Source organism: Streptomyces sp. NPDC088246 (genome assembly GCF_044741025.1).
Classification (GTDB): Bacteria; Actinomycetota; Actinomycetes; order Streptomycetales; family Streptomycetaceae; genus Streptomyces.
On record NZ_JBIURV010000101.1, the window covers coordinates 1 to 13,451 of the forward strand.

Below are 13,451 nucleotides of genomic sequence, written 5' to 3' on the forward strand. Positions count from 1 at the left end.
GAGCATCTTCGCCGTGGTGCTGCTGTGCGGGCGCCGAGTGCGGCGCGGCCGGAAACTCGGCCGCTACCCATACCGTGCCAAGCCCAATGGCACCTGCGACAACTGGTGGTAGATGGGTTTTCGACTAAGGGCGTCCGCCAGTAGGTCAGCGGATGCGAGGGCTTCGAGGGCGGGTGTCCCAGCGGTAGAGGGGCCAGGCGCGTCGGATCGAGGAATAGTCAAGACCTGTGGATCATGTCAGTCGCGGTGGCGTCGCTGGCGTAGTCGGCGACTGGCGTCAGCGCGGACGCGTCGGGTTCTTCCGGCCTCGGCGAGCAGGGTGAGGACGGCGGGTGAGGGCAGGGTCTCGACGGCCTTGCGCTGGAACCAGTCGGATCCGGTGGTGACTTCCTCTGGGCCCCACGGCTCGCCCACGGTGATTGACCGCAGCAGGGTCCATTCGCGCAGACGGCGGGCGAGGAACTCCCGCTCCGCGCTGATCTCGGCCATCGCGCGGGCCCAGGCGGTGAACCCCTCGTCGGTCAGCAGCTGCGCCGCATGACGGTCGAGGTGGCGGACGATGGCCGACTGCGCCATCGTCGTGTCCGGGTCGCGCAGGATTCTGGTCACCAGATCGGCTTCGTCTTCGTCACGGACGATGGCCAGCTCGTGCAGGTAGCGGGCGAATCGCGGGTGTTCGTCCTCGGCGGAACGGGCATCGGCGTCGTTGAGGCCATTCACGCGGCGGCCTCCTCGGGGCGCTCGACCAGGTGGCCGCGTTCAAAGCGAGCGCCGGCCCGCACCAGCGCCACGAGATGGGGTGCGTTGACCGCGCGCCAGCGGGCCTGAGCGGATTCGATCAGCTTGAAGACCATGGCGAGGGCGGCTCCCCGGCTGCCGGCGCCCTTGGTGACCTTCGTCCGCAACCGGACCGTGGCGAAGGTCGACTCGATCGGATTTGTGGTGCGCAGATGGATCCAGTGCTCGGCGGGGAAGTCGAAGAACGCCAGCAGCTCATCCTCGTCGTCCGTGACCCGCTTGACGACCTTGGGGTATTTCGCCTGGTAGGCCCGCTCGAAGTCGCGGACGGCCCTGACCGCGTGCTCCTTGTCCTCGGCGTTGTAGATTTCCTGGATCGCGCGCTTGGCCGCGGGCTGGGCCGACTTCGGCAGCGCGTCCAAAACGTTGGCCGTTTTGTGAACCCAGCACCTTTGCTGGCGGGTTTCGGGGAACACCTCGTTCAGTGCGTTCCAGAAGCCGAGTGCGCCGTCGCCGACGGCCAGGACCGGGGCCCGCATGCCCCGGCGGGCGCAGTCCCTCAGCAGCCCGGCCCATGCTTCAGACGACTCGCGGTATCCGTCGGTCATCGCGATCAGTTCCTTCGTGCCGTCGGCCCGCACGCCCATCAGCACCAGGACCGCGGCCTTCGCCTCCTCCAGGCGGATGCGCAGGTGGACGCCGTCGGCCCAGACGTACACGTAGTCGGTGGTGGACAGGTCGCGGTCCATGAACGCCCTGTGGTCGGCCTGCCATTGGACGGTCAGCCGCGTCACGGTGGCGGGCGAAAGGCCGGCCGAGGAGCCGAGGAACTGCTCGAGCGCGGGTACGAAGTCGCCGGAGGACAGGCCGTGCAGATAGAGCAACGGCAGCACCTCGCTGATCTTCGGGGACTTCCTTGCCCAGGGCGGCAGGATCGCCGAAGAGAACCGCTTGCGTTCGCCCGTGGCCTCGTCGATGCGCTTGTCGTTCACGCGCGGGGCCTTGACCTCGACGACCCCGGCCGAGGTCGTGACCTTCCGCGGCTGGTGATGGCCGTTGCGCACGACCAGACGGTGACCGCTCTCGTCCCGCTCACCGGCCAACTCGGCTATGTAAGCGTTGACTTCCGCCTCCAGGGCGGCGGCCAACATCCGCCTCGCGCCCTCACGGACGATCTCATCGATGAGGGAGCCGTTTGGCGTGGAACCGTCAGGATTGACTACGGTGAGCATGGGCGTGCCTTCCCGACCGGCGCTGCGAACGCCGGCCTACTCGGTGACCTTCAATCGATCACTCGGGAAGGTACGCCCCTCGCGTGCCACCCGAGCCCCGATCCACAGATCTTGAGCATTGCTCCGGCTCCGACGTCCCCCGTCAGCAGGTGCAAGCGTCACCGGCACTCCTGCTGCGTGGCTGACCGGCGTCAATCGCCCCAACGGCACAGTTCTCTATTCGCACGGTGCCCCCCAATGACGCTGTGGAGAACGAAGTAGATCACCCGACGAATACGGATCGCAACGGTCCGTCCGAAGCTGGAAGGGTGGATGCAGCCACCGGTCCATCAGGCAACTCCGGCCGTCTGCTGTACTCCGTTCTACTTGGGCCCGCTCGCATGCAGTTCGCCACCGTTGCTGCCGCGCACTGCCCGGCAGTCCGCGCCCGTCGGCGAGAGCGTGCACCAACCAGTTTGAACGTCGCGCCCGAGGGCAGCGGCACGATCCCGCCCCCGTGCCGCTCCGACAGCAGCTGCCCGGTGTGTAGGCCGCAGCCGTCCCAGTGTCACGCCGCAAGAGCACTGCTCCACGCGCCCGCGGGGATAGTTTCGAGCGTGCTTCGTCTATGCCGGAATCGTCGCATTCTGTGGCCTCGTACTATCCGGTTCAGCGGCCGCACGACGGAGGCGTCAAGCTCACTCCACCCCCAGCTCCTTCAGCGTGGCCCGCTGGTCGGGGGTGAGCTTGTCGCGGCGCTACGCCTCCTGAGCCTGCTCTTCCCCCCTGTACCTGAGGGGGCGTCAAGCGTGCCCGCAATTGCCCAACGCTGCCTTGGCCGTAGCCGCGTTGACCTCCGGCAGTGTCCGGTGCACACCACCACCGCGCTGCTCTCCCGCTCCCTGCACTCGCCACGTCTGGCTGGAATGACTCTTCCGTGGCTTGATTCGTTCAACTGTATGAATTTTTCAGCGACTTCCGACGTGCACATGACGGACTGTGTGTATCTTGTGACAGCTCGCATGGGGAGTGTGGGCTTCATGGGCTTGCTGTGGTCCATGTGTTCGTCCTGGGGAGGGCGCGGTGCGCATGCGCGGCGAACGGTTCGGGGTACGACTTTCTACGCGCTGGCGGTCGCTGACCGTTGGTGCCCTTGTGTTCGCGCTGGCAGGTGGCACAGTCTCCGCCCAGGCGGCACCGGACCCATCTCGGTCACCTGTTCCGGCCCCGTCTGCGACGACCCCTGCCGATGGGGCACCATCGGAGCTCCTCAGTACCCTGCCAAGTGGCAGCCCGTCCTCCTCAGCGCTGCCCTCAAAGCCTCCGCAGCCCAAAACGGCCGTGCCGAAGGCGGAGACCGGACCGGCCGCTGCGCCGACGACCAGCGACGCGGTGTACGCATACGACGCGGCCGGGCGTCTGGTCGGAGTAACCGATCCGGGCGGTAAGACCGCCCGCTACCGCTACGACGAGGTCGGCAACCGCCTGGGTGTGGACCGATTCGCTTCCAGCACGCTGTCCGTGCTGTCGGTGGTACCCGTGAGAGCTGCGGCCGGGGCGAAGGTGACGCTGTCGGGCACAGGTTTCTCCACGACAGCCGCGAACAACGCCGTGTCTTTCGGCGGCAAGACGGCAGTGGTCACCTCGGCGACGGTTACCCGGCTGGTGGTGACGGTGCCGACGGGCGCGGTCGACGGCAAGGTCTCGGTGAAGGTGGGGGGTTCGAGTGCGCAGTCGTCGGAATCGTTCGCGCTCGCCCCTTCGGGACCGGTGGTTTCCAAGATGGAGCCAGTATCGGGAGCGCCCGGCACGCAGGTAGTGCTGTCGGGTTCGGGGTTCGCCTCCGCCGCAACGGACAATGTGGTGCGCTTCAACGGCGGGACGCTGGCCGAACTGGTCGGTGCCACGGCCACGTCGGTGACGGTGAAGGTACCCGAAGGAGCTACCACCGGCCGCGTCCAGGTGGAGACGCCGGGCGGAACTGCTACGGCTCCGTCGGACTTCACCATGACGGCTGGCAGCGATGACGGCACGTTCGAGACCACGGTGCGCACCTCGGTGACGGACGACAACCCGCCGACGGTGGCAGTCACGACGCCGGGCAGGCGTGCCCAGGTGCTGTTCGATGCCGAGCAGGGTGACGACATCGGCTTCGGGATCAGTGCGTCGACGTTCAACTCGAATCTGGTGCTGCGCCTGTACAACCCGCAGGGTGTCCAGGTGGGTGGCACTGGTTCGGTGGATAAGAAGGGCGGCGGCTGGCAGGCCCACGACCTTGCCATGGACGGTACGTATTCCCTGGTGGTTGATCCAGGCGCAGGCAACATCGGTGCGGCCACGGTGACGGTGTCCAAGGCGTCCGGCGGCGTGCTGGACCTGTCGGCGCCGACTGCCGACACGCCGATGCTGCGGGTTGGTCAGGAGGGGCACTGGACGCTGTCCGGTGGCAAAGGCGAGTCGCTCAGTATCGGTATCGATGCGACCGGCATGGCGAAGGGCGCGTCCATGCGCGTGGAGCTGCTGGGGCCTGGCGGGAAGTCTGTGGACCTTGCCTATGTATCTGGGGGATTCACCGGGCAGTTGGATGTGGATGCGTTGCCCACCTCGGACCGCTACGACCTGTGGCTGGATCCGGCAAATGGTGCCACTGGTACGACGAAGGTGACAGGTTCGCATTATGCGGATGCTGGGCAGCTGGCTGTCACGGGCCCTGACACAGAACTCACCATTGCCAGGCCAGGCCAGAACGGCATCGCTCACTTCTCCGCCCAGCTGGGCCAGCGCATCTCGGTGGGTGCCAGGTCACAGGGCTTCCCGTCGTACACGGCGATTGAGGTGCGAGGACCAGACGGCAAGGTGGTCGACAGCAGTTTCATCGTGTCGGCGAACGCCAGCAGCGAGTGGGACAGTCCTGCCCTGACTGCGAGTGGCACCTACACACTCAAGGCGGTTCCACAGAATATCGGCACCGGCAAGCTGACGCTGACGCTGTCGAACCCCACGACCACCCCCGAGCTCACCACAACCGGACCAACGGCTGATGTGACCATCGACCGGGCCGGGCAGAACGCGGAATCGACCTTCCAGGCCGCGGCGGGAGACGATCTCTCGCTGGGTTTCACCAGCAACACCTTCAACTCCTTGCTGTCTGTCACCGTACTGGCGCCTTCGGGCGCAAAGGTGCTCGACGATGCCACCCTGTTGTCCGGTTACACACGTGCCTTCAAATTGCCGGACCTCCCTGAGACCGGCCTGTACCGCGTGGTGATCGACCCCTACCTGGGCGCTACCGGAACTGTGCGGCTGACGCTGTCGGCGGACGTGGTGAGCACACTGACGATCGACGGTGCTGCACAGCTGACCAGTATTGCGCGACCGGGACAGCAACTGCGGGCCGAGTTCATCGCACCGGATGCCAAGGTATTCGGGTTCGCCCTGACCGACATCACGCTTGCCGAGTCCGGTGAGGCGTATCTGGTGGGTCCCGCGGGTGGTACGGGAACTTACCTGGGCTATGTCTCTGCCAGCTCGCCTGTCGCGTTTTACATCACGGGAGTGACCCCGGGCACCCAGTACGCGGTGACGATCACGCCTGACCATGCGGCCACGGGCGCGGCGAAGCTATGGCTGTCGAATCCGGTCACCGCCGGCACACTGTCGGCGGCTCAGCCCACGGCCGGCGGAGACATCACCCGTCCCGGGCAGCAACTGGAGTTCACCTACAACGCGGCGTCCGGAGACGGGGCGGCCGTCGTCTTCAGCGACAGCACCCTGACCAAGGTGGCCAGGCTGGCGCACTGGGCGCCCGGTGCCAGCGCGGACGAGAGCCTGGGCTACCTGTCCAGCACGACGTTTGACGGGGCGCTACGGGCTCCGTTGGCTGCTGGCACCCACAGGGTGCTCATCCAGCCCGATGAGCCCGCGACCGGTCACGCGACGGTCACCCTCCTGCCTGACGCGGACGGAGGCGCACTGATTGTGGACGGCGGTAGGAAGACGGCCTCAATCACCACCGCCGGGCAGAACGCCCACTACACGTTCGCCGGCACCAAGGGGCAGAAGCTGACCCTCGGTCTCGATACCCCGCCGGGTGCCTGGGAACTGTCGCTGTGGGGGCCGGACGGCAAGTGGCTCTACGACGCGTCCTACATGGGCGACACCACGGTGACCAAGGAGCTGCCAGCGCTGCCCGCCACAGGCACGTATACGCTGACGGCGAATCCGTGGTCTTCCAAGACCGGCACATTCAATCTGGGGCTGACGACCACACTTACGACAGCCCCAGCAGTCGGCAAAGACAGGGCAACTCCCAAGTCCGGGCCTGGTGCTGCGGCGAAGAAGACGACGCCCAGTGCGGGGATCCTGCCCCAGGGTGCTGACGCCTGGCAGCCGGGCAAGGCGAACCTGAAGGGCCGGGACTGGATCACCGCCCGGGGCAAGGCACCGAAAGCCCCCGCGAGGCTCAGGGCCCCACTCGGCACAACGGCACTGACCGGTCGGGTACTGAAACTGGACGGTAAACCGCTGGCCAAGGTCACCGTCCGGGTCGATGACCAACGTGGACGCACCGACGCCAACGGCCGCTTCCTGCTGACCGGCATCCGCAAGGACGCCACCACCCTGGTCGTGGACGGCGCCAGCGCCAACACCGAGCAACGCCATTACGGCCGTTTCGACATCCGCATCCACCCCAAGGCCGGCCAGAGCACCGACCTCGGCTTTCCGGTGTGGCTGACGCCTCTGGATACCAAGCACACCGTGTCCTTCAAGGCGCCGGCGAAGAAGGACATCACACTCACCACCCCGCAGATACCCGGTCTCGAGGTACGCATCCCCAAGGGATCGGTGGTGCGGGACGAGAACGGCAAGCCGGTCACCGAGCTGGGGATCACGGCCATTCCGATCGACCGGCCGCCTTTCCCGCTGCCCAAGAACAGTGTGGTCCCCGTCTACTTCACGGTGCAGCCGGGCGGCACCACTGTGTTCCCCAAGGGCGCGCAGATCGTCTACCCGAACTACACCCACGAAGCCCCCGGCGCCCGCGTCGACTTCATGGACTACGACCCCAAGGGCAAGGGCTGGCACGTCTACGGCCACGGCCAGGTCAGTCCGGACGGCAGGCAGGTCGTCCCTGATGCGAAGACCCGCGTCTGGGCCTTTCACGGCGCCATGTTCAACATCACTGACCTCGTGCCGTGGGACCTGACCGGGCTCAAGGACGTCATCGACTGGCTTTCGGGCGACCCGGTCGACCTGGCTACCGGCCAGCTCACCGACTCCCGAACCGACTTGGGTGCCTCCGACCCGCTGGGCTCGGCCGAGGTGAACCGGACCTACTGGCAGGGCGACACCCATCCGCGAGCCTTCGGTATCGGCCGAGACCTGTCCTACAACGCCTTCCTGCACTCTGAGAAACAGTACGAACAAGTCGACCTGTATCTGCCCGGCGGCCAGAAGATCCACTACACCCGCACATCGCCAGGTGTCGGTTACGCCGATGCCATCTTCGAGCCGCTCGACACACCGACCGGCTTCCGCGGCTCGAAGATCCTCAATAACAACAACCAGTGGGAACTGCGCTTCCGGGACGGCAGTGTGTGGGTCTTCCCGCAGTATTCGCCGCTGAAGGAGATCCGCGACCGGCATGGCAACGCGCTCAAGCTGACCCGCCTGGCTGGCAACAAGGGCGAGATCACCCGCATCACCACCCCGGGAGGCCGCTGGATATCCCTCGCCTACGACGCTGAGCACCGGGTGAAGACGGCAACAGACAACACCGGCCGCACCACCTCCTACACCTACGACACCGCGGACCGGCTGGAGACGGTCACCGACCCCGCAAACAAGGTCAGCCGCTACACATACGACGGCACGTCGAACCGCATCAAAACAGCTACCGACGCCCGCAACATCACGTACATGACCAACACGTTCTATCCAGACGGGAGGGTCAAGGACCAGGTCCTCACCGAAGACGCGAAGTACTCCTTCGCCTATACCCAGACGGGCACCGGCCAGATCACCTCAACCGAGGTCACACAGCCGGGCGGCGCAGTACGTCGGGTCGAGTTTGACACGGCTGGGTTCGGCGTCCTGGACACAGCCGCGTACGGCTCGTCACTAGCCCGCAAAACGCAGTATGTGCGCGGTCCGAACCACCGCATCGATGCGGTCATCGACCCCTACGGACAACGTACTGAGCTGACCTACGATGCCAACGGCCATGTGACCCAATCCGTCGAGCAGGCAGGAACCGCCAACGCGCGTCCCTCGGGCACGGTCACCTTTGACGGACCCTTCGACCAGCCCACCAAGGCAACCGACCCGCTGGGCAATCCCACCGTCTTCGGCTACGACGCCCAAGGGAACCTGCAGACAGCCACTGACCCCGAGCGCCGCAAGACCACCCTCACCTACGCGCCAGACGGTCAGGTCAAGACCGTCACCGACAACGCCGATGCGGTGACGGAGTACACCTACCGCAACGGCGACCTGGCCTCGGTCAAGGACGCTGAGGGGAGGGTGTCGAGCCAGTTCACCGATGCTGCCGGAAGGGCGTCCGCGCTCACCGACACGGCCGGGTCACTCACCACGATCGTCTACGACAAGCTGAACCAGCCCCGAAAGGTCACCGACCCCCTCGGCCAGTCGACGGGCTTTGACTACGACGACAACGGCAACCTCACCACCCTCACCGACGCCCGGAACAACGCAAGCAGTTGGGCATACGACAACGCGGACCGCCCGAAGTCGGCCACTGACGCTATGGGTGCGCAGGCCACGTTCGAGTACGACGCGGCCGGACTGCTGAAGAAGGCGACCAGCCGCTCCGGGAAGATCGCGACCGCGACCTACGACCTTCTGGGCCGGGCCAAGACCGCCCAGTACGGCGTCGACGTCGCCGGCCAGGCCGAATCCAGTGTCAGCTACGACTACGACGGCCACGACCTGCTCAAGCAGATCACCGACAGCCAGGCCGGCAACCAGTCCTTCACCTATGACACCTACGACCGGCCCAAGACAGTGACCGGCCCCAACGGCACCGTCAGCTACGACTACGACGCAGCCGACCGCCGCAAGACCATGACCGCAGGCGGTCAGACGACCAGCTACGGCTTCGACAAGTCCAGCATCCTCACCTCCGTCACATCAGGAACCCAGGAAATCGGCTTCGGTCTGGACGCGGCGGGCCAGGAGAAGACGGCCACGATGCCCGGCGGCATCATCCGCACCACCGGCTACGACAAGACCGGCACCATCAAATCCATCACCTACGCCCAGGGCACCAGCAGCATCGGCGACCTCAACTACACCCGCGACGAACGCGGCCTGCAGACCGGCCTGACCGGAACCCTGGCCAACGTGGCGCTGCCCGCTGCCGAGGACGGCACGGCCTTCGGCAAGGACAACCGCATCACCACCTACAGTGGCCGCTCCTTCACCTACGACGCCGACGGTCAGCTCAAGACCGACGGCATCCGCGACTACACCTGGAACGCTCGCGGCCAGCTCACCGGCCTGACCAAGGCCGGACAGAACAGCAGCTTCAGATACGACGCCCTGGGCACACGCAGCACCAGAACCGTCGACGGGACAACGAACAAATCCCTCACCGACGGCAGCAACCCGCTGCTCGAACAGAACAGTTCGGGCGACACCACCGCGACCGTGGCCACCTCCGGGCTGGATGAATTCCTCACCCGCACCGAGAACGGCACCACCCAGATCTACCTGACCGACGCCCTCGGCTCAGTCATCGGCCTCGCCAACAGCGACGGCACCATCGCCACGAAATACACCTACGACCCCAACGGCCAGCCCACCGTCTCCGGAGCAGCCTCCTCCAACCCATACACCTTCACCGGACGCGAAAACGACGGCACAGGCCTCCTCTACTACCGCGACCGCTACTACGACCCCGAAACCGGCCGCTTCATCTCCCAAGACCCCATAGGCCAAGCCGGCGGCACCAACCTCTACCAATACGCCCTGTCCTCACCCACCACCTACACCGACCCCACCGGCAACAACCCTCTTCTCGTCGGATGCGCTGTCGGAGGCCTTACTGACGGTGCGCTGGACTGGGGGATGCAGCGCTTGGCCGGCCGCAAGGTTGACTGGGGCCAGGTCGGTCGTGCAGCGGCCATGGGTTGCGCCTTCGGGATGATCGGTGCTGGTCTCGGTGCCAAACTTGGGGGGCGTGCCAGATATGAGTTCCAAGGGGAAGGGAACGTCTGGACAAGTGATCTTAGTCATCTGACAGGTAAATCTGCGAGAGTGAGAAATCGAGCAATTAATGCAATTATAAAAGAGGATTTCCCGAATTTGCGTTTCACGTACCCCCCGCAATACAGTCCCTGGGTGAGCACTGGAATTGCGAAACCTAACGTGGGAACTCAAGTTGGATGGAAGAGGTTCTCCAGTCGAGCGGATCTGCGCAATACGTTGGTTCACGAAGAGCTGCACCACCGATGGTTCGCGCGTGGTATCTCGGCCGGGCGTCATCATCCCCGGGATCGATCCGGGTTGTATGAGAAGTTCTACGGGACGGTTGCGAGATATGAATCAATACGAGGTTGGAAATGAAGGAACAGGTAGTACGGCTCCAATCAGGGTGCGCTGAATGCCATGACAATATTGAGGGGTGGGCGGTGCAATCGGTTCGAGAGGGGAAATTGGGCTGGGAGGTCGAATGGGCTTGTGACATGTGTGGAATTGTGCATGATGAAGGTTGGGGGCCGCCTCCCGAATGGATCCGCCAAGCTCTTCTTGAAGAGCATGGCCACTACCGCCTGACCCTTGAAGCTGGGGCCAGGGTCGGGGGGGCGGTACTCAAGGCGTTTCGGCACGTTTTCGGGATGTCGATCAGAGAAGCGCAGTCCGCAGCAAAGGAGCTCGCTGTAAGTGGGTATCGAGGAACCGGAGTAGAGGTCTCATTTTTGGGTGAGATAATTGAGAAATCTGGAATGAGTGTTTCTGTTAATGCGTGCGGAACCTAAGCCTCTTTGATTCCCGGGTTTCGTGAATTGGGGAACTTTTGGTGCAGGGGGGTGGTAAAGGAAGTGTTGGCTACCTGCTTTGGGTCTGACTCTAATAGTCTCGATCAGGTGGCTAGGGTTGAAGCTGTGAGCTGGATGATATGCGTGGTGGAGACGCCGATGCATAAAGGTGCCGGACAATCGTCCCTCGGATCCGGTCTATTTTGAGAGTCGGGCGTAGTCGTGGTAGCTGGAGGGCTGTTGAGGCGAAGATCTGTTGTGGGATGTTCCGCGGCTGCTGCTGGACTGGCCTTGACCGGGGGCGGAATAGTTCTCGGGGGTCGGGGTGATGCCTCGGAAGCAGATTCGGACCCGATTGTTCCCCCTCAATTGCGGGGAACCGCCCCAGCCTCACATGCGGTAGCCATCGTCCTTGATACGCCAGATCAGACCAACGGGTTGTGGCACAAGGAATTGCGTCGCGTACTGCAGCGCCTACGCATCCTGGAAGCGGACGGGTTGGAATCTTGGATTGGGTTCGGGGCGAGTTTCTTCCGAGGCGACACCGGCAAACCGCGGCAATTGACTGCCATGCCTGTTTTTAGTGGTGATGTACTGGATGCCATGCAATCGCACGGGGATCTGCTAATTCAGATTACTGGGAAAAGTAGCAGGGTTACCCGAGCGGCCGCCGAAAGCACATTGAGAGAGCTGTCCGCATGGCGGGTTCGTTGGAGGATCGAAGGGTTCCGAGCTGAAAACAGAGTCGAGGCCGGCCGAGGGCTTGCACTCAATCCTTTCCACTTCACTGAGGGGTTCGGTAACCCTGAGGACACCCGGGGGGCCACCGACCGCGCCTTGATAAGAGCTGACCAGGAGGAACCCGACTGGGCTGTCGGTGGCAGCTACCAGGTCATACGGGTGATCCAGTTCGCGACCCAGCTGTGGGACAAGGACTCCGTGCGCGAGCAGGAGCGCATCATCGGTCGTCGGAGGGATGGGCGTTGGCTTGATGGAGCTCCGAACGGCGAACGGCCTCATTTCGCCGCTGATCCCCAGGGCAGGCTCACACCGCTTGACTCGCACGTGCGCCTGGCGGCTCCCGACCGGCGCAATCCGCCACCCATCGTGCGTCGCAGCTACAACTACGACCGTGGCAACGGCGACAGCGGGCTGATCTTCTCCTGCTTCCAACGGGACCTTGCCAAGGGCTTCGAAGCCGTGCAGAAACGCCTGGAGGGCGAGGCCATGGCAAAGTACATCCTCACCACTGGCGGCGGGTACTTCTTCGTGCCACCACCCGGCGACACCTGGATTGACGCACTGTTCCGAAGCTGAGCCTCAGCTGGCCTCGTCACAAGGCGTGCGTGACCGATTGGAACTCTTACGAAAGGGTCTCCGAGGTGGTTGGGATCGCTCCTCGACTGAAGGTCTGGGGCCGAAGCCGTGGGATGTTGATGACGAACTGTGGGCGGTGTGACCGAACCGCTGCTGCCGAAGGTGGAGCGCAAGGCCCGGCGCCCGGGCCGTAGGCGGCATCCGGATCGTCTGGTGTTCCAGGGCCTCCTGTTCGTGCTGCACACCGGGATCGCTTGGGAGTACCTGCCGCAGGAAATCGGCTTCGGCTCTGGCATGACGTACTGGTGATGCCCGGCCCTCGCCCTCGAAAACGCACTCATCCACTGGCGACGCCTGAACCCATTGCCCCGGCTCTGCCCGACTGCGTACCTTGATCGGCCGAAGCCGCCCGCCAGGGCCTGCAAGACCGGATACGTCCAGGCGTCCGGCGGCCGGAGCGGCTCACTCGGCCTCACCCGGCATCCGCTGCGATGTCATCCAGCGAGCCAGCCACACCGAAGAACGTTTCTACGGTCCGCCGCCGACATCGCCCAACGCGTGGACCAGACAGGCTGTGACGTCGTCGACGCCATTCACCAATGGCTCATCGAATCCAGCTGCGTTCATCCCGATGTCCACATCACCCACCTCGAAATCCGCACCTGGCGCCCCCGCTGGCCACGGGCCCCTCCACGGCATTACAGATCTGCAAGAAGCGGGAGGACAAACCCGACGGCCGCTCTGTGAAAATCAGCCTGTGCCAGTCGGCCAGGACTGCACGAGGATCACCTCCTGTTGATGGCGGTCCGCCCGGGTTCCGCCACCACGCTGGGGCAAGCGTCCGCAGGTGGGGTAGGCGGGTGAGTAGCAGGGGAGGACAGCGTTCGGGTGCCGGGCACCGACAGCCACGCCCGGATGTTCCGCCCCGGCGACCGGCCCCGGCAACGTGAGGTCCGCGAGGCCGACGAACGCAACTACATCAACGACACCGACCTGAGCAGCATGCTCACCCACATCGAGCTCCTCGGCTTGCCAGCCGAGCAGACTCGCACCGTCGTCCGCAACGCCCGCCAGGTCGAGCTGGCCGGGCCCGGACATCCCGCAGTCATGCGGGCCTGGCTCATCCAGGCCATGACCGGACGCCGGGCCAGCGAAGTGCTGATGATGGACTTCGAACCGCTCTCCG

The 13,451-nt window shown here is 64.8% G+C and carries 5 protein-coding genes and 1 pseudogene; 4 read left to right on the forward strand and 2 right to left on the reverse strand.

Annotated elements, in window-relative coordinates:
- Positions 1-237 precede the first annotated feature (237 nt).
- The gene (locus tag ACIPEK_RS45140) at positions 238-720 is read right to left on the reverse strand and encodes a hypothetical protein (protein ID WP_329831274.1); all 483 of its coding nucleotides are present in this window, start codon (positions 718-720) and stop codon (positions 238-240) included.
- Entirely contained in the window at positions 717-1,970 is a 1,254-nt protein-coding gene (locus tag ACIPEK_RS45145; RefSeq protein ID WP_329831273.1) for an IS256 family transposase, read from the reverse strand. The genes ACIPEK_RS45140 and ACIPEK_RS45145 overlap by 4 nt, the downstream gene beginning before the upstream one ends.
- 1,320 nt (positions 1,971-3,290) lie before the next feature.
- Between ACIPEK_RS45145 and ACIPEK_RS45150 the strand changes: the two genes are divergently transcribed.
- From ACIPEK_RS45150 to ACIPEK_RS45165, 4 genes and pseudogenes are all read left to right on the forward strand, one after another.
- A complete protein-coding gene (locus ACIPEK_RS45150; protein ID WP_402008586.1) occupies positions 3,291-10,535 on the forward strand; it encodes an RHS repeat-associated core domain-containing protein in 7,245 nt (2,414 codons plus the stop codon).
- Positions 10,536-11,386: 851 nt separating this feature from the next.
- Entirely contained in the window at positions 11,387-12,265 is an 879-nt protein-coding gene (locus ACIPEK_RS45155) for a Dyp-type peroxidase (protein ID WP_402008588.1), read from the forward strand.
- Between the two features lie 94 nt (positions 12,266-12,359).
- Positions 12,360-12,571, forward strand: a pseudogene (locus tag ACIPEK_RS45160) (transposase); the annotation flags it as partial.
- A 582-nt stretch (positions 12,572-13,153) separates the two neighbouring features.
- Positions 13,154-13,451 (forward strand): hypothetical protein (locus ACIPEK_RS45165; protein ID WP_402008590.1); only part of this gene is annotated, 298 nt, incomplete at its 3' end.